This is a genomic window from Novosphingobium pokkalii, from assembly GCF_014652855.1.
Classification (GTDB): domain Bacteria; phylum Pseudomonadota; class Alphaproteobacteria; order Sphingomonadales; family Sphingomonadaceae; genus Novosphingobium; species Novosphingobium pokkalii.
This window is the reverse complement of the sequence record NZ_BMZP01000007.1, coordinates 75,234-96,519: the sequence shown is the minus strand read 5'-3', so window position 1 is coordinate 96,519 and position 21,286 is coordinate 75,234. Positions and strand designations below refer to the sequence as shown.

17 protein-coding genes and 1 tRNA gene are annotated in these 21,286 nt (G+C 67.2%); 11 read left to right on the top strand and 7 right to left on the bottom strand.

Annotated elements, in window-relative coordinates; all coding sequences use genetic code 11:
- The first annotated feature begins 87 nt into the window (after positions 1–87).
- On the top strand, positions 88–864 hold the full coding sequence (locus IE191_RS09270) for a SapC family protein (protein ID WP_191324092.1): 777 nt from the start codon (positions 88–90) through the stop codon (positions 862–864).
- 409 nt (positions 865–1,273) lie between these two features.
- Here IE191_RS09270 and IE191_RS09265 read toward each other — a convergent pair whose 3' ends face one another.
- Positions 1,274–2,272 carry an N-formylglutamate amidohydrolase gene (locus IE191_RS09265; protein ID WP_191324091.1) on the bottom strand — a complete coding sequence of 333 codons (999 nt, stop codon included), beginning with the start codon at positions 2,270–2,272 and terminating at the stop codon, positions 1,274–1,276.
- Between the two features lie 222 nt (positions 2,273–2,494).
- On the opposite strand from IE191_RS09265, the gene cpdR reads away from it, so the two are divergent.
- From cpdR to IE191_RS09225, 8 genes are all read left to right on the top strand, one after another.
- Entirely contained in the window at positions 2,495–2,857 is a 363-nt protein-coding gene (gene cpdR / locus IE191_RS09260; RefSeq protein WP_191324225.1) for a cell cycle two-component system response regulator CpdR, read from the top strand.
- 90 nt (positions 2,858–2,947) lie between these two features.
- Positions 2,948–3,022, top strand: a tRNA-Val gene (locus tag IE191_RS09255).
- Positions 3,023–3,215: 193 nt separating this feature from the next.
- Positions 3,216–3,653 carry a hypothetical protein gene (locus IE191_RS09250; protein WP_191324090.1) on the top strand — a complete coding sequence of 146 codons (438 nt, stop codon included), beginning with the start codon at positions 3,216–3,218 and terminating at the stop codon, positions 3,651–3,653.
- Positions 3,650–4,405: a TorF family putative porin gene (locus tag IE191_RS09245; protein ID WP_191324089.1), complete on the top strand. Its 756-nt coding sequence runs from the start codon at positions 3,650–3,652 to the stop codon at positions 4,403–4,405. Before IE191_RS09250 ends, IE191_RS09245 begins: the two co-directional genes overlap by 4 nt.
- 140 nt (positions 4,406–4,545) lie before the next feature.
- Positions 4,546–5,088, top strand: coding sequence for a class I SAM-dependent methyltransferase (locus tag IE191_RS09240; protein WP_191324088.1), 543 nt, complete (start codon positions 4,546–4,548; stop codon positions 5,086–5,088).
- A gap of 107 nt (positions 5,089–5,195) precedes the next feature.
- Complete coding sequence (locus IE191_RS09235; RefSeq protein ID WP_191324087.1) at positions 5,196–6,419, top strand: NADP-dependent isocitrate dehydrogenase; 1,224 nt, start codon at positions 5,196–5,198, stop codon at positions 6,417–6,419.
- A gap of 126 nt (positions 6,420–6,545) precedes the next feature.
- Positions 6,546–8,120, top strand: coding sequence for a DUF1963 domain-containing protein (locus IE191_RS09230; protein ID WP_191324086.1), 1,575 nt, complete (start codon positions 6,546–6,548; stop codon positions 8,118–8,120).
- Between the two features lie 85 nt (positions 8,121–8,205).
- Complete coding sequence (locus IE191_RS09225; protein WP_191324085.1) at positions 8,206–9,975, top strand: cation:proton antiporter domain-containing protein; 1,770 nt, start codon at positions 8,206–8,208, stop codon at positions 9,973–9,975.
- Between the two features lie 423 nt (positions 9,976–10,398).
- Here the strand turns inward: IE191_RS09225 and alaS are convergent, their stop codons facing one another.
- From alaS to smpB, 6 genes are all read right to left on the bottom strand, one after another.
- Positions 10,399–13,044, bottom strand: a complete 2,646-nt coding sequence (gene alaS / locus IE191_RS09220; RefSeq protein ID WP_191324084.1) for an alanine--tRNA ligase — start codon at positions 13,042–13,044, stop codon at positions 10,399–10,401.
- Positions 13,045–13,093: 49 nt separating this feature from the next.
- Positions 13,094–13,924 carry a class I SAM-dependent methyltransferase gene (locus IE191_RS09215; RefSeq protein WP_191324083.1) on the bottom strand — a complete coding sequence of 277 codons (831 nt, stop codon included), beginning with the start codon at positions 13,922–13,924 and terminating at the stop codon, positions 13,094–13,096.
- Between the two features lie 150 nt (positions 13,925–14,074).
- On the bottom strand, positions 14,075–15,145 hold the full coding sequence (recA, locus tag IE191_RS09210) for a recombinase RecA (protein WP_191324082.1): 1,071 nt from the start codon (positions 15,143–15,145) through the stop codon (positions 14,075–14,077).
- A gap of 246 nt (positions 15,146–15,391) precedes the next feature.
- Positions 15,392–17,794, bottom strand: coding sequence for a hybrid sensor histidine kinase/response regulator (locus IE191_RS09205; protein WP_191324224.1), 2,403 nt, complete (start codon positions 17,792–17,794; stop codon positions 15,392–15,394).
- A 150-nt stretch (positions 17,795–17,944) separates the two neighbouring features.
- Positions 17,945–18,484, bottom strand: coding sequence for a DUF2062 domain-containing protein (locus IE191_RS09200; RefSeq protein WP_191324081.1), 540 nt, complete (start codon positions 18,482–18,484; stop codon positions 17,945–17,947).
- 107 nt (positions 18,485–18,591) lie between these two features.
- Positions 18,592–19,074 carry an SsrA-binding protein SmpB gene (gene smpB / locus IE191_RS09195; protein ID WP_191324080.1) on the bottom strand — a complete coding sequence of 161 codons (483 nt, stop codon included), beginning with the start codon at positions 19,072–19,074 and terminating at the stop codon, positions 18,592–18,594.
- Positions 19,075–19,248: 174 nt separating this feature from the next.
- Here smpB and IE191_RS09190 point away from each other — a divergent pair, with 174 nt between their 5' ends.
- Positions 19,249–20,391: a patatin-like phospholipase family protein gene (locus tag IE191_RS09190; protein ID WP_191324079.1), complete on the top strand. Its 1,143-nt coding sequence runs from the start codon at positions 19,249–19,251 to the stop codon at positions 20,389–20,391.
- Positions 20,392–20,442: 51 nt separating this feature from the next.
- Positions 20,443–21,225 (top strand): 3-hydroxybutyrate dehydrogenase, encoded by a 783-nt coding sequence (locus IE191_RS09185; protein ID WP_191324078.1) that lies wholly within the window; start codon positions 20,443–20,445, stop codon positions 21,223–21,225.
- Positions 21,226–21,286 lie beyond the last annotated feature (61 nt).

Sequence of the window (21,286 nt, the reverse complement as noted above, 5' to 3'; positions counted from 1 at the left end):
CCGCGCTTGTCACTGCCCGCTTGAGGCCTTATGCCCGGCGCGCGCCCGTGCTGGCCACGGGCCTGTTATCGTTTTCGGAGAGAGTTCATGGCCAGCGCGCCGCAAGCCAACCTGCCCCTGTTCTACCAGGACCTCATGCCGCTCAACACGCGCGACCACGCCACGTGGCGTGCGCGCGGCGCCCAGTCCGCCCCCTGGCTGATCGGCCAGCATGCCGTGCCGCTGACCGTGGAAGAATTCCCGCAGGCCGCCCGTCACTTCCCCATCATCTTCGCTTCGGGCGACAATCCCGTGCCGCTGGCGCTGATGGGCCTGAACGAAGGCGTCAACGTTTTCGTCAATGCCGAAGGCAAGATCGACCAGCCGATCTACCTGCCCGCCTATGCCCGCCGCTATCCGTTCATGCTGGCCAAGCTGACGCCCGACAGCGACGACCTGTCGCTGTGCTTTGATCCGTCGAGCGGCCTGGTGGGTGAATTCGAGGACGGCGAGCCGCTGTTCGACGGCGACCAGCCGAGCGAAGCGACCAAGCAGGCCTTGCAGTTCTGCGAACAGTTCGAGCAGGCCGGCCAGCGCACGCAGGCCTTCATCGACGAACTGAAGAAGCACAACCTGCTGATGGAAGGCGAAGTCGCCATCCAGCAGACCGGCGTGGAACAGCCGTTCATCTATCGCGGATTCCAGATGGTGAACCAGGAAAAGCTGCGCGAAATCCGTGGCGACGTGCTGCGCGGCTGGGCGCAGAGCGGGTTGCTGCCGCTGCTCTATGCGCACATCTTCTCGCTCGACCTGATGAGCACGATCTTCGGCATGCAGGCCGAACAGGGCAAGGCGCCCGCTCCGGTGGCGATGCCCGCGCTCTGATCCGGCCCGACGATCGCATCCGAATCGCCGCAGCACCGAATCACCAGAAGCCCCTGCCGGCAACGGCGGGGGCTTTTTGCATCCGCATTGCCCGCAAGGCTGTCTTCAAGCCGCAGCAAGACAATGCAAAACAGAGCGAGAATCAGCCACGCGGGCCGCGATGCTTAACGCGAAGTGTATTCGGCGTTCAGGAAAGGGCCGCGCAGCAAACAAAGATTCACCGAAAATGCAATAAATTTCTGCGCCACCCCCTTGCATGGTCCAGAAGTGTTGCCTATCTTCATCACATCAGGCCGGCGCTCCCCTCATGGCCCGGCTTGATTGGTGCACTTGGTGCACCTCCTCCCTGAACCTTGGCCACCTGGAGCTTGTCTCCAGGTGGTTTTTTCTTGGGCTAAGCGCGGCGCGGCTATTCTGCGGCGCGGGGCCAGCGCTGCTTGGCCTGCCCCAGCGTGGCCACGTCGCTCGCCAGCGCGCGGACCAGGCCCGTGATGGTCTCGACCACATCGGGCAAGCCCTCGCCGGGTTCGGCCAGGGCAGCGTCGAGGTAGGCGCTGCGGTCGATCTCCACCTGGATGGCTTGGATACCCGCCTCACGCCGCGCCTGGCGCTCAAGGCCATAGCCCCCGGCATAGGGCCGGTTGTGCGCCGCACGAGCGCCGCAGGCCGCCATGTGGGCAAAGGCCGTGGCCATAAGCGCGCCGGAACAGGCCGCGCCAAAGCGATCGCCCAGCACGTAAGTCGGTGGCGGTTCGGCCGCGTCGCGGCGGGGCAGCGGGGGCATGGAATGCAGATCGATCATCAGCGCAGCCCCCCAGCGTGCGGCCAGGCCGGACAGCACGCCCGACAGCGCCTGGTGATAGGGCGCATGGATCTCGGTGATTCGCGCCTGCACGTCGGCAGCCGGGGTGCGCTGGCGCCAGATCTCGCCCAGGCCCGCCAGGCGGCGCGGCACCAGCCCCAGCCCGCTTTGCGCGCGGCGCGCGGCCATGGCGCTGCGCGGCACCGGCGGGAAATCGGCCAGGGCCGGATCGGGCACGATCATCTCGCGATCGAGATCATCCGGCGCCCGGTTGAGGTCGATCATCGCGCGCGGGGCGCGGGCGATCAGCAGCGCGGCGCCGGTCTGCCGCGCCACCGCCTGTGCCACCAGATCGACCAGCCGATCCTCCAGCCGCCGCGCCGCCTGGGCCGGGTGGCGCATAGCGGCGAGCAGCGCGGGCGGATAGGACCGGCCCGCATGCGGCACGGCCAGCACCACCGGGATCGGCGCCGGCACCGGCTGCTGCAAGACAAAAGCCGGGCCGCCCTCGCCGGGGATCGTTCCGCCTTCGCTGTGGCTGATGGTGGTTTCGGCACCTGCCCCAAGGTGATACGAATCAGGAGCGGGACGATCGGTTGCATCCATGGCCATTGGCTGCAATGCTTTGCCGGTTCTGTCAAAACCCCAACCGGACAAACCGCGCGGGGTCACACCCGGCGCCCTCGATCAAGCCGATGGCGCTGGCCGAAAGATTGTTAACCCGCCGGGCGCTATGACAAGCGCCCCGGCAGCGGGCCTGCGCCGGCGGCGGCGTGGCACACCAACCGGGTGCATCTGGAAAACGACATGGAAAATCAGAAGGGTAACATGATCCGCATCCTGCTGGCAGAAGACGAAGAGGCCATGCGCACCTACCTTGCCCGCGCGTTGGAAAACGCCGGCTACAGCGTGGTGGCGGTCGATCGCGGGACAGCGGCGATTCCCCTGCTGGAGCGCGAACGCTTCGACCTGCTGCTGTCGGACATCGTCATGCCCGAAATGGACGGGATCGAACTGGCGCAGCGGTGCAGCGAAATCAGCCCGGCCACCAAGGTGATGTTCATCACCGGCTTTGCCGCCGTCACGCTCAAGGCCAATCGCGAGGCGCCGCAGGCCCGCGTGCTGTCCAAGCCGTTCCACTTGCGCGACCTGGTGATGGAGGTGGACCGGATCTTTGCCAGCGCCGCGTAAAAAATCCGGATTTGCCCCCTTGCCAAGGCCGGACGGCGCGGTTAGTGGGGCGCTCCCGACGCCGAGAGGCTGACGGACAATCGATGGTGCGGGCGTATAGCTCAGTGGTAGAGCACTATGTTGACATCGTAGGGGTCGCAAGTTCAATCCTTGCTACGCCCACCATCGAAACTCTTGAAAAGCCCCGCTTTGGCGGGGCTTTTTCATGCCCGCGAGCCAGATACCCTGCCCGGCGCCCTATCCAGAAAACCTCACCATCGGGAAACACACCGCAAGGCAAGGCGCGCTAGCGCTTGCTTCATCCCGGCGGGGACAGGTCTTGGCCTGAGCCTTGCCGGCACAAGCGGGAGAGACAACGATGAACTGGCTTGGATTCCTCGCCATGGCCGCCGCGCTGGCGGATCAGACACCGGCAACCACCACCCGCACGCATGTGGACCACCGCGGCGAGCGCTATGCCGTGGACTACCACGCCGTGCCGCACGTGCGGCACAAGACCGTCGGCATGGCGGCGCCGGCGCGGCCCTCGCATGAACGCTGCGAAGAAACGCTGACGGTCTTGGCCGAACGCCGCATCCACGCCCCGAACGGCGCCGCCACTCTGCGCCATCGCCTGCCGCAGACGCGAACCTGGCGAGTATCGATGCCCGGCCCATGTCGGGCGACGCCAGCCGCCGACGCGGCCATGGCACGGCGCTCGGCCCAGGTGGCGCAGTTCCTGGCGCAAGCCGCCGCGCAGGACCAGCCCGCCGCGCTCGCCGCGATCGAGGCGGCCCACGCCCTGGCGGCGCGGTGAAGGCCATTGGCGGCGCAGTGGCCGTGGCGATCGGTGCGTGGCCCGCGACAGCCGGCGCGCAGGCGGCGCCGGACCTGACCGTGGAGATCGAGGCGGCCAGCGACTGGCGCGCCCGTGGGTTGAGCCAGAGCGAAGGACGCGCGGCGGTGCAGGTGCTCGGCACTTGGGCACCTGCCGAGTCGCTGGCAATCGAGATGGCGGCCACCACCTTGCGCGGCAGTGCGCGCCACGGGGGCAGTGACCTGGGGCTGACGCTGGCACCGGCGTTCTCGACCACGGCAGCAGGCTGGACCTGGCGCGCCGGCGCGACCGGGCGGGTGTTCGCCGGGCGGGAATCAGATGGCAGCGGGACACTGACCTATGCCGAATTCAATGCCGGGGCGACGCGCACCATCGGCCCGCTGCGCCTGGCGCTGGGCGCCGATTACGCGCCGCGCCAGGCGGCCATCGGCGGCGACAACCTCTATGTTCACGTCATGGTGGCGAGCGGCCTGCCCGGCACCGCGTTCACCGTGTATGCGGGCGGCGGCTATTCGCTGGGCCGCGCGCGCGCCGGAGGAGCCACCTGGCGCCTGCGTCCACAAGGCGATTATGGCGACCTCCAGGCCGGCGTGATGCGCGTGTCGGGCCGGTTGACGCTGGGGCTGCGCGCCACGGCCACCGTCGGCCCGCGTCACACGGCAGACGCGCCAGCCCGGCGGCGCGATGGCGCCAGCCTGGTCGGCTATCTGCGCGTGGCCGCGTGGCCCTGATCGGCACTGGCAGGGCTCAGTCGGTCGCCAGGACATGGGGCGCCAGCGATAGCCCGGCTTGGCGGGTTTTCTCGGCAATTGCGCCACATGCGAGCCAACTCGGCTTGATCGCATGGCGCGCCCCGGGCCACTTGCCGGGCATGAACGATGCCACCACCGCTACGGCCCTGGCGTGCCAGCGCCTCTACTGGTCCGCACTCCAGGACCGGTGGGACCGGCGCACGCGCCAGGCGGCGGCCTGGCTGGCGGACGAACCGGGCGTGGTGGATATCGGTTGTGGCCTGATGCCACTGCGCGATTACCTGCCCGCCGGCACCCGCTATGTGCCCGTGGACATTGTCGATCGCGGTCCCGGCACGGTGCTGACCGATCTCAACGCCGATCCCCTGCCCCGCTTTGGCGAGCGCGCCGCGGCCATGCTGGGCGTGGTCGAATATGTCACCGACCTGCCCCGCCTGTTTGCGCAGTTGCGGCAGTTCGATCGCGTCGTGCTGTCGTATAACCACGCCTCGGTCCAGGACGTGCTCTGGGCGCTGCGCCTGCGCCGCAAGGAAGTGATCTGGCTGCATCGCCATGGCCCCTTGCGCTTTGCCCGGCTGCTGGAACGGGCCGGCTGGCAGATCGTGCGGCGCCACAGGGTGCGCGTGGGCGAGGCGATCTATGACTTGCGGGCCACGCCGTGAAAACCGCAGCCCCCGCCAAGAATCGCCGGGCCTGCGCTTGCACCGCGTTCCGCACCTGCTAAGGGGGCGGGTAAGTTCAACTCCCCAGGCAAGGCAACAGGACGGCTATGGCGAAGATCAAGGTGAAGAACCCGATCGTCGAGATCGACGGCGACGAGATGACCCGCATCATCTGGGAATGGATCCGCGAGCGCCTGATCCTTCCCTACCTCGATCTCGAACTGAAGTACTTCGACCTTTCGGTCCAGAAGCGCGACGAGACCGGTGACCAGATCACCATCGATTCGGCCAACGCCATCAAGCAGTACGGCGTGGGCGTGAAGTGCGCCACGATCACCCCGGACGAAGCCCGCGTGGAAGAATTCGGCCTCAAGAAGATGTGGAAGTCGCCCAACGGCACGATCCGCAACATCCTGGGCGGCGTGGTGTTCCGCGAACCGATCGTGATCCAGAACGTGCCCCGCCTGGTGCCGGGCTGGACCGACCCGATCGTGGTGGGCCGCCATGCCTTTGGCGACCAGTACAAGGCGACCGACACCCTGATCCCCGGCCCGGGCAAGCTGCGCCTGGTGTTCGACGGCGTGAACGGCGAGTCGATCGATCTCGAAGTGTTCGATTTCCCGTCCTCGGGCGTCGCCATGGCGATGTACAACCTGGACGATTCGATCCGCGATTTCGCCCGCGCCAGCTTCAACTATGGCCTCGGCCTGGGTTGGCCGGTCTACCTGTCGACCAAGAACACCATCCTCAAGGCCTATGACGGCCGCTTCAAGGACCTGTTCCAGGAAGTGTTCGACACCGAAGGCTTCAAGGAGAAGTTTGCCGCCGCCGGCATCGAATACCAGCACCGCCTGATCGACGACATGGTCGCTTCCGCGCTCAAGTGGTCGGGCAAGTTCGTGTGGGCCTGCAAGAACTATGACGGTGACGTGCAGTCCGACACCGTGGCGCAGGGCTTCGGCTCGCTGGGCCTGATGACCTCGGTGCTGATGACGCCCGACGGCAAGACCGTGGAAGCCGAAGCGGCCCACGGCACCGTGACGCGCCACTATCGCCAGCACCAGCAGGGCAAGGCGACCAGCACCAACCCGATCGCCTCGATCTTCGCCTGGACGCGCGGCCTGATGTATCGTGGCAAGTTCGACGAAACCCCCGAAGTGGTGCGTTTTGCCGAAACCCTGGAGCGCGTCTGCATCGAAACCGTGGAAAGCGGCAAGATGACCAAGGATCTCGCGATCCTGATCGGCCCCGACCAGCCGTGGATGACCACGGAGAAGTTCTTCGAGGCGATCGTCGAGAACCTCGAAAAGGAAATGTCCGCCTGGGCCTGAACCCGCGCCATTTCGCATGAAAAAGAAAGGCTCCGGCGCTCGCCGGGGCCTTTTCTTTTGGGGTGGGAACCGGCTAGCAGGAACGCTTGCGGTTTTGCGAAGTGAAGCCGCGTGCAAGGGGGTAGCATGACGGAATTGGCGGCATTGGCCGGGATCGGGCTAGCCGTGGTGGCAACACTGGGCGCGCTGGTGGCGTTGCTGCTCGTGCGCCGCCGCCGCGCCGCCGCTTTGGCTGCCGCCGAACTCGAAGCAGAAGCAGAAGCCCCACCTGCCCCGGTGCGCCGCCGCAACTTTGGCCCAGGGATCGCCCTGGCCGAGCAGGAGGGCCAAGCCGGCGAAGACGACAGCCCAAGCCTGCCTGCTTTCGTGACCGCCGCGCAGGCCGCTTCCGCCCATGAAGCCGCGCCCGAGCTTCCGCCATCGCCGGCCGCATCGCAGGGCATGCCGTCCGTGGCTGCCGATGCGCTGGCCCAGGCGGTGGTGTTTCGCCAGATCTTTCCACCGCCCCCGGCAGGCGCGCGCAGCTTTTACGGCGGCGTGCCGCTGACGCCGGCCCCGCTGGACTGGCCCCGGTCCGCCCGCACCGGATTGCCGCTGCACTTCCTGCTGCAAGTGGATTGCGCGCAAGTGGCGCCCCGCGCCCGGCTCACCGTGCTGCCCGGCAGCGGCGCCCTGCTGTTCTTTGCCGATCTGACCGGCACACCGGGCCACGATACGCCCGCCGAAGGCCGGGTGATCTGGATCGACGAAAGCGACGAGCCCACCTGGACCGAGGCCGATCCCCCGGCAGACCTGCCCCCGGCCCATGCCGGTGAGCGGACGGAAGGCAGCGCCCCGGCCTGGCCCTGGGCTATCGATGCGCAGGATGCGCCACAAGTGTTGCCACGCTGGCCCTTCGTGCCCACGGTCATCGAGCTGCTTGCGGGGGCCGATACGCGTACCGGCTCCGCCATCACCTGGCCAGACGGCCCGACCACGGCCGATGCCCTGCTGGCGGCGCAAGGCACGCCGGTGGCGGTCTTTGCCTTGTCCCCCAACGATTTCAACCTGGCCGGGAATGGCCAGATGGACCGCCCCTGGCCTGGCTTCCCGCATGATTGGCTGGCGATCCAGACGCTCGTGGCGATGCTCCTGCGCGAAGCGGCGCGCACCACGCCGACCAGCGCCCGCGCACTCTGGCCCGATCTGGATGAGGACGCCCGCCGCGATCTGCTCGCCCGGATCGAAAGCGAATGTGCCGAATGGCATGCCCTGGCTCGCACCAAGCCGGCCTTTGCCGATGTGACCGAACCGGTGCGCGCCGCGTTCTGGGAATGGTTTTCGAGCCATGCTCCGCTGGCCCGGCTGGTGGCCCCAGGCGCCTGCGTGGCGGCGGTGGAAACCACGCTGCATGCGCTGCCCGGCAAGGCCGCCGTGTTTCCCGATGAACTGATCGCGCGGCTCGCCTATCGCCACGCCCTAGCCGTGCGTACCGCCTCGCGGGTTCATGCCCGCGTGCCCGATCGGCTGCTCGCCGCGCCATCCGAAACCGAAGCGGACCAATCCTCGCGGGTGCAGCGCCAGGTGCTGCTGCTCGAGTTGTCCACTGACGAGGCACTGGGCCATCACCTGGGCGATCATGTGCTGCAATTCTGGATCGCGCCCGATGACCTGGCCGCGCGCCGGCTCGATACCGCCGAAATGGTCGCTCCAGCGATCTGAAACGGCGGCTTTTCTGTCCCAAGCCACATAAACTTACACGCGCCGGGACTGGCCAAGCCCGGCCGCACCCCCTAGCCTGACCAGCATGGCAGGCCAGTTACTTCCCACTTCCGCACTTTCCGATGCCCTGGTGATCCTGGGGGCGGCGGGCATCGTCATCCCCGCATTCGCCCGTTTTCGCATCACCCCGATCATCGGCTTCATTCTCGTCGGCCTGCTGGTCGGCCCCTATGGCCTGGGATCGCTGGCGCAAGCCGTGCCCTGGCTGCACTACGTTACCATATCCAATCCACACGCGATCGAGCCTTTTGCCGAGTTCGGCATCATCCTGCTGCTGTTCGAAATCGGGCTGGAACTCTCGTTCAACCGCTTGTGGTCGATGCGCCGGCTGGTGTTCGGGCTCGGCCCGATGGAACTGATCGGCTCGGCCCTGCTGATCGGGCTGGGGCTGATGTTGCTGGGCCAGTCGGTGGCCGGCGCGCTGGGCCTGGGGCTGGCGCTGGCGCTATCGTCCACCGCGCTCGTGCTGCCGATTTCCGGCACGCAAGGCCCGGTCGGGCGCGCGGCCCTGTCGATGCTGTTGTTCGAAGATATCGCGCTGGTGCCGATCATCTTCCTGCTCGGCGCGCTCGCCCCGGTGGCCGCTGCCGGCGCTCCCGGCCTGGTCGAAACGCTGTGGAAGGGTGCCGCCGTGATCGTCGCCCTGCTGGTGTTCGGGCGGTTTGGCCTTCCGCCCCTGTTTGCCCAGGCGGCCAAGACCAAGAGCCCCGAGCTGTTCCTCGCCGCCAGCCTGCTGGTGGTGATCGTCGCCGCGCTGGCCACCGGCGCGGCGGGCCTGTCCCCGATTATGGGCGCGCTGCTGGCCGGACTGCTGATTGCCGAGACTGAATACCACACCGAAGTGGAAGCGATCACCAAGCCATTCAAGGGCCTGGCGCTGGGGGTGTTCCTGATCACCGTGGGCATGGGCATCGATCTGCGCGTGCTGGCCGCCAATTTCGGTCCGCTGGCGCTGGGCGTGCTGGGCGTGGTCGTGGCCAAGGCGCTGGTGACGGGGCTGCTGCTGCTGTTCTGGGGCAAGGAACGGGCGACTGCGCTGGAGGCCGGCATCCTGATGTCCAGCCCTTCGGAAACCACGCTGATCGTGCTGGGCACGGCGGCCACGGCGCAATTGATCCAGCCCGCCACGGCGCAATTCTGGCAGATCGTGACCGCCATCGGCCTGACCATCACGCCGCTGCTGGCCAAAGTGGGCCAGCTTGGCGCGGGTCAGGTGCGGCAACACGGCGGTGACGGAGCGGTGGAGGTGGAAGAGCCCGAAGGCCATCGCACCGTCATCCTCGGCTTTGGCCGTGTCGGCCGCCTGATCGGGGAAATGCTGGCCGAGCACGAGCGCCCCTATCTGGCGATCGATGCCGAGCCCGCCGTCGTCCGCGCCGCGCGCGCGGCAGGGCAGCCGGTGCTGTTCGGCAACATCGACAGCGCCGCGGTGATCGACCGGCTGAACCTGGCCGAAGCGAGCGCGGTGATCGTGACCATGGACGAACCGGTGCTGGCCCTTCGCATCGTGCGCAAGCTGCGCGCGCTGGCGCCCGAGGTGCCGATCATCGTGCGCGCGCGCGATCCCGGCCACGCGGCGCAACTCTATCGCGCCGGGGCCAGCCATGCCGTGCCCGAAACGCTGGAAAGCTCGCTGCAACTGTCCGAAGCCGTGCTGGTCGACCTGGGCGTCCCGATGGGCCCGGTGATCGCCTCGATCCACGAAAAGCGCGACCAGTTCCGTCAGCAGATCATGGCCGAGGGCGAACTGGCCACCCCGCCCCGCCTGAAAGCGAGCCGGTTGCGGGATAGGTAGCTCGGGGCAATGCTGCGGCTGGGGGCTTCGACAGGCTCAGCCCGAACGGATTGGAGCGAAGAGTGCGATCCGTTCCGCTCAGGCCAAGTCTATAACCTTGCGCCAGGGTCAGCGCCCTTCGACGGGCTCAGGGCGAACGAGGAATGAAAGACCTGGCCTTGCAATCCATTCGGGCTGAGTTTGCCGAAGCCCCGGAAACCTTGCGCCAGGGCCAATGCCCTTCGACGGGCTCAGGGCGAACGGGGAATGAAAGACCCGACCTTGCAATCCGTTCGGGCTGAGCCTGTCGAAGCACGGAAAAATTGCGCCGGGACCAGAGTGGTTCAACAAGCGCAGCCCGAACGGGATGGGAAAGACGATCAGGCTTTCCTCCGTTCGCCCTGAGCCTGTCGAAGGGCGCCCGGCACAACGTGTCGTTTGGCCTCAGGCCGCGAGCACGGCCTTGGCTGCGGTCAGCGCGTCGGCGGCCTTGCTGCCATCCGGGCCACCGCCCTGGGCCATGTCGGGACGGCCGCCGCCGCCCTTGCCGCCCAGCGCCTCGACGCCGGCGCGCACCAGGTCCACCGCGCTGACCCTGCCGACGAGGTCTGCGGTCACGGCTGCCGCGATCGAGGCGCGGGCTTCGTTGACCGCAACGATCACCGCCACGCCCGAGCCCAGGCGCTGCTTGGCCTGGTCGAGCAGCCCGCGCAGCTCCTTGGGGTCCAGCCCTTCGAGCACCTGGCCGGCGAACTTCACGCCGCCGACGTCTTCGTCGGCCGCTTCGGCCTTCGCGCCGCTGCCACCCAGCGCCAGCGCCTTCTTCGCTTCGGCCAGTTCGCGTTCCAGCTTGCGGCGTTCGTCGATCAGCGCGGCAACGCGCGCTTCGACTTCGTCGGGCGTGGTGCGCAGCAGGCTGGCGGTATGCTTGAGCACGTCTTCGCGGCCGATCAGCCACTGCCGCGCGCCTTCGCCGGTCAGCGCCTCGATCCGGCGCACGCCCGAAGAGACCGCGCTTTCGCCCACGATGCGGAACACGCCGATATCGCCCAGCGCGCGCACATGGGTGCCGCCGCACAGTTCCACCGAATAGGCCTTGTCCGTGGCGCGGCCCATCGAGAGCACGCGCACTTCCTCGCCATACTTTTCGCCAAACAGCGCCATGGCGCCGGCGGCAATGGCATCGTCGGGCGTCATCAGGCGGGTGGTCACCGGCTCGTTGGCGCGGATTTCCGCGTTCACTTCGGCCTCGATCGCGGCAATGTCCTCGGCACTGAGCGCCGTGGGATGCGAGAAGTCGAAGCGCAGGCGATCGGGCGCGACCAGCGAGCCCTTTTGCGTGACATGCGCGCCCAGGCGATTGCGCAGCGCCTGGTGCAGCAGGTGCGTGGCCGAATGGTTGGCACGGGTGGCATCGCGGCGCACCACGTCGACCACCAGTTGCACCGCGTCGCCCACCTTGATCGTGCCCGCTTCCACCACGGCCTGGTGGGCATGCAGGCGGCCCAGCGGCTTGGTGGTGTCGGCCACGGTCAGCTTGAGGCCATCGGCCCCGGCGATCGTGCCGGCATCGCCCATCTGGCCGCCGCTCTCGCCATAGAACGGGGTCTGGTTGGTCAGCACGGTGACGCTGTCACCGGCCTTGGCCTCGGTCACTTCGATGCCGTCCTTGACCAGCGCCACGACCACGCCTTCGCCGCTGGTGGCGGTGTAGCCGGTGAACTCGGTGGCGCCTTCGCGCTCGGCAATGTCGAACCACACTTCGCTCGACGCAGCTTCGCCCGAACCCTTCCACGCGGCGCGGGCGGCGGCCTTCTGCTGGGCCATGGCGGCGTCGAAGCCTTCGCGATCGACACTCACGCCACGGGCGCGAAGGGCGTCTTCGGTCAGGTCGTAAGGGAAGCCATACGTGTCATAGAGGCGGAACGCGGTTTCGCCGGGCAGCTTGTCGCCCTCGCCCAGGCCAGCCGAGGCTTCGTCGAGCAGGCGCAGACCATTGGACAGGGTCTGGCGGAAGCGGGTTTCCTCGCGCTGGAGCACTTCCTCGATCAGCGGCTGGGCGCGGCCCAGTTCCGGATAGGCCTGGCCCATTTCGGTGACCAGCGAACCCACCAGGCGGTGCATCAGCGGATCCTTGGCGCCCAGCAGGTGGGCATGGCGCATGGCGCGGCGCATGATCCGGCGCAGCACATAGCCGCGCCCTTCGTTCGAGGGCAGCACGCCATCAGCCAGCAGGAAGCTGGACGAGCGCAAGTGGTCGGCGATCACGCGATGGCTGGCGGTGTGCTCGCCGGTGGCCTTGACGCCGGTCAGGCTTTCCGAGGCGGCGATCAGCGCGCGGAACGTGTCGGTGTCATAGTTGTCGTGTTCGCCCTGAAGCACGGCGGCGATGCGTTCGAGGCCCATGCCGGTGTCGATCGAGGGCTTGGGCAGTTCGCCGACGATTTCGCCGGCGGCCTGCTCGAACTGCATGAACACCAGGTTCCAGATCTCGATGAAACGGTCGCCGTCTTCATCGGGGCTGCCCGGAGGACCACCGGGGATATGCGCGCCGTGGTCGTAGAAGATTTCCGAGCAGGGGCCGCACGGGCCATCGTCACCCATGGCCCAGAAATTGTCCTTGGTGGCGATGCGGATGATCTTGTCATCGCTCAGGCCGGCGATCTTGCGCCACAATGCGGCGGCGTCTTCATCGGTGTGATAGACGGTGACCAGCAGCTTTTCGGCGGGGATGCCCCACACCTTGGTCAGCAGGGTCCAGGCGTTGGTGATCGCCTGTTCCTTGAAGTAATCGCCGAACGAGAAATTGCCGAGCATTTCGAAGAACGTGTGGTGCCGCGCGGTATAGCCCACGTTGTCCAGATCGTTGTGCTTGCCGCCGGCGCGCACGCACTTCTGCGAGGATGTGGCACGCGGAATGGCGCGCGTTTCCAGGCCCGTGAAGACGTTCTTGAACGGGACCATGCCCGCGTTCGTGAACATCAGCGTCGGGTCGTTGTAGGGAACGAGCGGTGCGGACGGCACCACTTCGTGGCCTTGCGAGCCGAAGTATTCCAGGAAGGACCGGCGGATTTCGTTCGTCGAAGTCATGACCCGCCGATTAGGCGAGGCGTGGCCAACGAACAAGCGGGATTCATCGCTAACCGTGATCGCCTAACGCTTTCGTGGCAGTAACGATCCAGGCGGCGGCAGGAAAGCTCACCTGCCCGTCGCGATGGTGCGCCGCGATCACCGCGCGCAGCCCTTGCTCGATGCCCGGCCGCGCCGCTTCGGCCGCCTGGCGCAAGGCAGAGGCGGCGGGGCCGATGCGTCGGAACAGCGCCAGGGCCTGGTCCTGCGCATCGTCCCCCTCGCCCGCGATGTAATGGAAATCGTGTGGCTGGAACGTCACGTCCTGCCATCCGGCCAGCATCGCCCGCACATGATCGGGATCGGCGAAGGCGAACGGGCCGGGTGCATGGGGATCGGGCGGGCTGGCAGGCTTGGGCACCAGCCCGGCCATCGCGCTGGCCCAGCCGTTTTCGGCCGGATGGCGGAAGCAGGAAAAGACCAGGCGCGCGTCGGGCGCGGCCGCGGCGGCCAGGTTGCGGAACGCGGCCGGTGGATCGGCGAAGAACATCACGCCATGGCGCGAGACCAGCAGATCGGGCCGATACGCCGGATCAGCCCAAGCCCCGGCATCGCCCAACTCGAAGCGGACCTGGCCCAGACCTGCCGCGCGCCGTTGCGCGGCGGCAACCAGGTCTGCCGACACGTCCACCCCCCGCACGTGTGCCTGGGGCCGGGCGGCCGCGAGGGCGAGCGACAGCTCTCCCGCTCCGCAGCCGATATCGAGCACGGTTGCCCCTGGTTGCGCCGCGATCGCCGCCAGCAAGGCCGGGGTGAGCTGCGCAAAGGTGCGATCGGTGCGCTGCCATTCCTCTGCCCAGGCGCGGCCGACGCCGCCCTGCCAATCCGATGCTTGGGTCATGCCAGCCGGGATAGGACATCGCGGCAGTCTTGGCGACCAGGAACGATCGATGCCGAAACGCAAACGGCGCGCCATTCACAAAGGAACAGCGCGCCGGGAGCGATGCGGTTGGGCGTGGGGTGGGGTTCGCCCACCGCCCCGCATCACAGATTACAGATCGTCGTCGGCGTCCGGGCCAGCCATCAGGCCTTCGGCCACCTGCTCGGTCCGGCCACGGATCGCGGCTTCGAGCCGGTCACGCAGTTCGCCGTTTTCGCGCAGGAAGTTCTTGGCGTTTTCACGCCCCTGACCGATACGCACGGAGTCATAGCTGAACCACGCGCCCGACTTTTCAACCAGACCGGCCTTGACCCCGAGATCAAGGATTTCCCCGATCTTGGAAATGCCTTCGCCGTACATGATGTCGAACTCCACCTGCTTGAACGGCGGGGCGACCTTGTTCTTGACGACTTTCACGCGGGTGGTGTTGCCGGTGATCTCGTCGCGGTCCTTGATCTGGCCGGTGCGGCGGATGTCGAGACGGACCGAAGCATAGAACTTGAGCGCGTTGCCGCCGGTGGTGGTTTCCGGGTTGCCGTACATCACGCCGATCTTCATGCGCACCTGGTTGATGAAGATCACCATGCAGCGCGAACGGCTGATCGAGCCGGTCAGCTTGCGCAGCGCCTGGCTCATCAGGCGGGCCTGGAGGCCGACGTGGCTGTCGCCCATTTCGCCTTCGATTTCGGCGCGGGGCACCAGGGCGGCCACCGAGTCGACCACGAGGATGTCGATCGCATTGGAGCGCACCAGCGTGTCGACGATTTCCAGCGCCTGCTCGCCCGTGTCGGGCTGCGAGACGATCAGCTCGTCGATGTTGACGCCCAGCTTCTTGGCATAGACCGGGTCGAGCGCGTGTTCCGCGTCGACGAAGGCCGCCGTGCCGCCAGTCTTCTGCGCTTCGGCAATGGCGTGAAGCGCCAGGGTGGTCTTGCCCGAGCTTTCCGGGCCATAGATTTCGATGATGCGGCCACGCGGCAGGCCACCGATGCCCAGCGCGATGTCCAGCCCGAGTGAGCCGGTGGAAATGGCTTCCACCTGCATCGTCTCCTTGGAGCCCAGCTTCATGACCGAGCCCTTGCCGAATGCGCGGTCGATCTGGGCCAGTGCGGCGTCGAGCGCCTTCTGACGATCCATGTCCTTTTCTTTGCCTTCCTGAATGAGCTTGAGCTGCGCCGCCATGGCTGCTTCCCCTTGCCTAGAGATGGCTGACACGAACCGTCAACACGCAGAACAATGTACTCGCTCTGTTCTTTTGGAACAAGAGGGGAACGAAAAATTCTCTTCAAACTGGTGGCGATAATCACCACGCCTTGAAATCATGGGGATTCCGCGACCCATCCACAACCCGCGCCGGGCCTGCAAACACGGCGAATCGCCCAAATGAACGCGCACGAAAATGCGGCCATCGTGGCAGCAACGCGCGCCTCAGCCGCCGCGCAGCACCTGCTCGACCGCCGCGACGATCTGCGCCACGGAAAAGGGCTTGGCGAGGAAATGCATGTTGGGAATGTCGATCTCGCGCCGCAACTGCTCCTCGGCATAGCCGGACATGAACAGCACCGGCAGTTCGGGCTTCACCCGGCGAATCTCGCGCGCCATGGCCGGCCCGTCCATCGAGGGCATGACCACGTCGGACACGACCAGATCGATATCGCCGCCTGCGGCGATGATGCGGGCCAGTGCCTCCAGCCCATCCTCGCCATCGGCGGCAGTGGTCACTTCATAGCCCTGGCGCACCAGGGCGCGTTCGGCCACGGCGCGCACCGTGTCTTCGTCTTCCACCAGCAGCACGCGCCCGCCGCCGGTCCATTGCGTGCGGCGCACCTCGGCCTTGGGCCGGGCCGCTTCGGCCGTTTCCGCCGGATCAGGGACATGGACCGGCAGATAGATGGTGAACCGGGTGCCCTTGCCCACTTCACTGTCGGCAAAGATGAACCCGCCCGACTGCTTGACGATGCCATAGACGGTGGACAGGCCCAGGCCCGTGCCCTTGCCCTTTTCCTTGGTGGTGAAGAACGGCTCGAAAATCTTGCCGATCTGCGAGGGCTTGATGCCGTGGCCGGTGTCTTCCACCACCAGTGCGGTATAGTCCGCGATCGGCAGGATCTCGCTTTTCATCGCGCGCACATCGTTGGCGGTGACGCGGCGGGTGGCGATGCGCAGCGTGCCACCCGCCTTGGTGTCGGTGCCATTGGCCGTCATCGCGTCGCGCGCGTTCACCGCCAGATTGAGCAGGACCTGCTCAAGCTGCACCGGATCGGCCCGCACCAGCCCGAGATCGCGATCGTGGACCACGTCGAGCTGGATCTTCTCCCCCAGCAGGCGCTTGAGCAGGGTGGAAACCTCGGCCACCACATCGGGCAGTTGCAGCACTTCGGGGCGCAGCGTCTGCTGGCGCGAAAAGGCCAGCAATTGCCGGGTGAGCGAGGCGGCGCGGTTGGAATTGGCCTTGATCTGCTGGATATCGTCGTAATCGCTGTCGCCGGGCGTGTGGCGCATCAGGATCAGGTCGCAATAGCCGATGATCGCGGTGAGCACGTTGTTGAAATCGTGCGCCACGCCGCCGGCGAGCTGGCCCACCGCCTGCATCTTGGTGGCCTGGGCGATCTCGCGCTTGAGGCGGGCTTCCTCGGTCGAATCCTTGAGGCTGAGCAGCACGGCGCCCTCGCCCATGCCGCGCACGCCGGCCAGGCTCAGGGAAACCGGCTCTTCCGGCGAGGCGCGCAGGCGCACGGCCACGTCGCCTGCGGTCGGCGCGCCCTGGGTATAGCGGCGCACGGCATCGGCGAGCGCGCCCTTGTCCTCGCGGATGACCAGGTCCGATGGATAGGGCGGCGGTACCGTATCGTCATGCCCGGCGGCGCGCAGGAAAGCGCGGTTGGCAAACAGGAAACGCCCGTCGCGATCGGTCATCGCCAGGCCCAGCGGCAGGCGCGAGAGCAGCGCCTCGATCTGCGGCAGCCCGGCGCGGGCATCGCCCAGCGCGCCATCGTTGTCGATGATCAGGAACAGCGAGGGCACCCGCGCCGGATCGGCGCTAGCCACGCCATCGGGATCGGCGATCGGCACGTGGACAAAGCGCACCGGCGTGCCCCGCGCGCCTTCGCGGGCATAGAAAATGCGCTCGCTGTCATCGGCGCGGAACCACGAGACGAAATCGCTGCCAGCCACTTGCGCGCCTTCGCCCCCGGCGCGGGCGGCAAAGGCCGTGTTGGCCGCGCGCACCCGGCCATCGGGCAGCACGACGGCCGCCTGGATGCCTTCGCGGGCCAGGGCGCGGCCGAGCTTGCCGGTCACATGCACGGCCAGGTCGGCCACCAGGTCCACCTCGGCCAGGGGCACGAAGCGGCAGACCAGGTGATCCTGCCCGCGCCCGGCGCGCAGCAGCTCTGCCCGCCAGCGGCCCTTGGGAGAGGAAACCTGCGCCACTTGCGCCCGGCCGTCGCGCCAGGCGGCTCGCACCGCACCATCGAGCGCTTCGCCGTCGCTGCCGTCGAGCGGCACGCGCGGCGGCGCGGCATGGCCAAACCATTGGGCAAAGCGGCTGTTGGCACAGACCAGGCGCCCGGCACGATCGATGATCGCCAGGGCTTCGTCGGGCCGCTCGATCGCCGCGAAAGTGACCGACCAATCGGGCGCGGCCGCAGCCGGTTCGGCGCGCCGAGGCAGGAACCGCACCATCAGCCGGGCGAGCAGGGCCAGCGCGACCAGACCCAATAGATAGGCCGCCGCAAGCACCGCGTCTCCGGCCAGAAACCACAGCAGCGCCGCCCCGGCCAGCGCCGCCAGTGCAACCAGCGCCGCGTCGCGGCGCCAGGCGCCATCCATCAACGCGCCCGCCCCGGTCAGGCCATCCTCTTCATCGATATTGCCCGCTGCGGCCGGCACGCTTGCTCCCTTCACCACTGCGCCTTCCACGCCCGCCCCCAGCACACCCGCCCCCGCCACGCATCGGGCCACGGGCCATCGCGCCTGCGATCAGAGCCGCTGGGCGAGGCGCGTACGCCGCTTGTGCACCGTCCACCAGCGCCAGGCAAATGCGGCGATGACATAGCCCACAACCGCCGCCACGACCGCAATCACCAGCAAGCCGAAGACCAGCGCCGGGGCTGCGTCAGACAGCAGCCAGCCGGTCCATTCGCCCAGGCTGGCGCCGCGCTCGAACAAGGCCATGAACGTTGCCACGTCGGCATGAAAACCGAACCAGTTGCCTAGCGCCAGAGACGCGGCGATGAACAGCGGCGTTGTCGCCGGATTGGACAGGAACGTCATGCCCGCTGCAATCGGAATGTTGCCGCGAAACGGCAGGCACATCGCCGCCGCACCGGCAATCTGCACGCCCGGAATCATCGCGAAGATGCCCACCAAGAGGCCGATGGCAACGCCCCGCGGCACCGATCGACGATTGAACCGCCACAGTTCCGCGCGCGCGGCGAGCGGGCCGGTGAACCGGTTGCGCTCCATCTGCGCGCGCGTGGGCATGGTTGAGCGGACCATCGTGGCAATCTTGCGGCGCATCGTAACGGATGTTTCCCCTGGCGTGTGGCAAATGCGATCCTGCACCTGTGGAGATTGCCTCCTTAAAGCTTGCCGGACCATGAAGCCCGGTGCTCCACAAACCGCATTCAGCCGTGTTCGCGCATGATCCGCGCCTTGTCGCGCTGCCAGTCGCGGTTCTTGATCGTGGCGCGCTTGTCCGCCGCGTTCTTGCCCTTGGCCAGGGCCAGTTCCACCTTGGCCCGCCCGCGCCCGTTGAAATAGATCGAGAGCGGCACCAGCGTCATCCCCTTGCGCTCCACCGCGCCGTGGAACTTGGCGATCTCGCGTTCCTTCAACAGCAGCTTGCGCGGGCGCTTGGGCTCGTGATTGTAGCGGTTGCCGTGGCTGAATTCGGGCACGTTGGAATTGACCAGCCAGACCTCGCCGTTCTTCACTTCGGCATAGGATTCGGCAATCGAGCCTTCACCGAAGCGGAGCGATTTCACTTCGGTGCCGGTCAGCGCGATGCCCGCCTCATAGACGTCTTCCACGAAATACTCGAACCGCGCGCGGCGGTTTTCGGCGACGATCTTCTTCTTGTCGAAGGCCTGGGGGGTTGGTCTTGCCATGGTTCAGCCCATGTAGGGTGCCTTTGCCCGCAAGGAAAGCGGCAGAACGTGCGGAATCTGCAAGTGCCCCGCCAACAATAGAAAGCCACCGTGCGGAACCCGTCTTGCCAGTTTCACGTTGCCCCCCCAGACTGCGCCGCACTGCACAAGACGGTGCATGGACGGGAAACCAAGATGGCCGATGCAACGCGGGAAAGATGCGTCCTGGTGCTCCAGGGCGGCGGCGCGCTGGGCGCCTACCAGGCCGGCGTGTTCGAGGCGCTGGCCGGCAACGGCTATAGCCCGGATTGGGTGGCGGGCATTTCGATCGGCGCGGTCAATGCCGCGCTGATTGCCGGCAACCCGCCCGAACGCCGCGTGCGCAACCTGCGCGCGTTTTGGGAGCAGGCCTCCTCGCGCATCCCCTTCCCCTCCCCGTTTGCCGATGGCTGGGGCCGCCGCCTGTTCAACGAGGCGGCCGCCGCTTCGGTGGCGCTGACCGGCATTCCCGGCTTCTTCACCCCGCGCACCACGCCACCGTGGCTGGCGCTGCCCGGATCGCCCGATTCGATCAGCCTTTATGACACCAGCCCATTGCGCGAGACACTGCTCGAGCTGGTCGATTTCGACCTGATCAACAGTGGCAAGGTCCGCTTCAGCGTGGGCGCGGTGAACGTGCTCAACGGCAACTTCGCCTATTTCGACAACCGCGACCGCCTGATCGAGCCCGAGCACATCATGGCCAGCGGCGCCCTGCCGCCGGGCTTTCCGCCGGTGATGGTGGATGGCGAACCCTATTGGGACGGCGGCATCGTTTCCAACACCCCGCTGCAATTCGTGCTCGACGAGCGCGCGCGAGAAGCCGACCGCCACGATTCGGCCCGCGCCCAGGCGGCGCGCGACCCGGTGCTGGTGTTCCAGGTAGACCTGTTTTCGGCGCGCGGCATGATGCCCCGCAGCTTGGCCGAAAGCGCCCAGCGCGAAAAGGACATCCGCTTTTCCAGCCGCACCCGGCTCAACACCGACATGCAGAAGCGGATCGAGGCGCTGGAAGCAGCCGCCGCGCGCCTGGCGGAAAAGCTGCCGCCCGAATTCGCGCAGGACGAGGACATGGCCACGCTCACCGCCCATGCGCAGGACGGGCCGGTGACCATCCTGCACCTGATCAATCGCGGCGAAGACTATGAAACCCAAAGCAAGGATTACGAGTTCTCGCGCATGACGGTGCAAGGCCATTGGGACAATGGCCGCCGCGATGTGGAGCGCTCGTTTGCCAGCCCCCGCTGGAAAAACCGCCAGCGCCCACAGCGCGGCATCGTCACGCTCGATCTTGCATGATGCAGGGCGGGCACCCGTTCTGGGGACCGACCAGACCTGGAGAGTGAATCCATGAATCTCGACAACAAGATCGCCATCGTCACCGGTGCGGCCAGCGGTATCGGCCTCGCCATTGCCAAGCGCTATGCCCAGGCCGGCGGGCGCGTGGCGATTGCCGATCTCAAGCTGGATGCCGCGCAAGCCGCCGCCGATGGCATCAATGCCGATCATCCCGGTGCCGCCATGGCCGTGGAAATGGACGTGACCAGCGAAGACCAGGTCAATGCCGGCGTGGCCAAGGTGGTGGAGGCCTGGGGCGGCGTGGACATCCTGGTTTCGAACGCGGGCATCCAGATCGTCAACCCGGTGGAGAATTTTGCGTTCGCCGACTGGAAGAAGATGCTGGCGATCCACCTCGACGGCGCGTTCCTCACCAGCAAGGCGGTGCTGCCGCACATGTATGCCAAGGGCGCGGGCGCGATCCTGTTCATGGGTTCGGTCCATTCCAAGGAAGCCTCCCCGCTCAAGAGCGCCTATGTCACCGCCAAGCACGGGCTGGAGGGCCTGGCGCGCACCATCGCCAAGGAAGGCGGCAAGAAGGGCGTGCGCACCAACCTGATCTGCCCCGGCTTCGTCCGCACCCCGCTGGTGGACAAGCAGATCCCCGAGCAGGCCAAGGAACTGGGCATCAGCGAGGACGAGGTGATCAAGAAGGTCATGCTCGGCCAGACGGTGGATGGCGAATTCACCACGGTGGACGACATTGCCGAAGTGGCGCTGTTCTTTGCCGCTTTCCCCAGCAACGCGCTCACCGGCCAGTCGCTGGTGGCGAGCCACGGCTGGTTCATGAACTGATGGCGGCAAATGCGCGGGGGCCGAAAATCCCCCGCGCGCCTTGCGATATCCCCCCCTCCCT

Bases quoted from the DNA above. Each gene is read 5' to 3' on its own strand.
- IE191_RS09200 (WP_191324081.1), bottom strand. From the start codon at position 18,484: ATGCGCCGCAAGATTGCCACGATGGTCCGCTCAACCATGCCCACGCGC.
- IE191_RS09185 (WP_191324078.1), top strand. From the start codon at position 20,443: ATGAATCTCGACAACAAGATCGCCATCGTCACCGGTGCGGCCAGCGGT.
- IE191_RS09225 (WP_191324085.1), top strand. From the start codon at position 8,206: ATGGCAGGCCAGTTACTTCCCACTTCCGCACTTTCCGATGCCCTGGTG.
- IE191_RS09190 (WP_191324079.1), top strand. From the start codon at position 19,249: ATGGCCGATGCAACGCGGGAAAGATGCGTCCTGGTGCTCCAGGGCGGC.
- IE191_RS09240 (WP_191324088.1), top strand. From the start codon at position 4,546: ATGAACGATGCCACCACCGCTACGGCCCTGGCGTGCCAGCGCCTCTAC.
- smpB (WP_191324080.1), bottom strand. From the start codon at position 19,074: ATGGCAAGACCAACCCCCCAGGCCTTCGACAAGAAGAAGATCGTCGCC.
- alaS (WP_191324084.1), bottom strand. From the start codon at position 13,044: ATGACTTCGACGAACGAAATCCGCCGGTCCTTCCTGGAATACTTCGGC.
- IE191_RS09270 (WP_191324092.1), top strand. From the start codon at position 88: ATGGCCAGCGCGCCGCAAGCCAACCTGCCCCTGTTCTACCAGGACCTC.
- IE191_RS09250 (WP_191324090.1), top strand. From the start codon at position 3,216: ATGAACTGGCTTGGATTCCTCGCCATGGCCGCCGCGCTGGCGGATCAG.
- IE191_RS09230 (WP_191324086.1), top strand. From the start codon at position 6,546: ATGACGGAATTGGCGGCATTGGCCGGGATCGGGCTAGCCGTGGTGGCA.
- IE191_RS09265 (WP_191324091.1), bottom strand. From the start codon at position 2,272: ATGGATGCAACCGATCGTCCCGCTCCTGATTCGTATCACCTTGGGGCA.
- IE191_RS09205 (WP_191324224.1), bottom strand. From the start codon at position 17,794: ATGGATGGCGCCTGGCGCCGCGACGCGGCGCTGGTTGCACTGGCGGCG.
- cpdR (WP_191324225.1), top strand. From the start codon at position 2,495: ATGATCCGCATCCTGCTGGCAGAAGACGAAGAGGCCATGCGCACCTAC.
- IE191_RS09235 (WP_191324087.1), top strand. From the start codon at position 5,196: ATGGCGAAGATCAAGGTGAAGAACCCGATCGTCGAGATCGACGGCGAC.
- recA (WP_191324082.1), bottom strand. From the start codon at position 15,145: ATGGCGGCGCAGCTCAAGCTCATTCAGGAAGGCAAAGAAAAGGACATG.
- IE191_RS09215 (WP_191324083.1), bottom strand. From the start codon at position 13,924: ATGACCCAAGCATCGGATTGGCAGGGCGGCGTCGGCCGCGCCTGGGCA.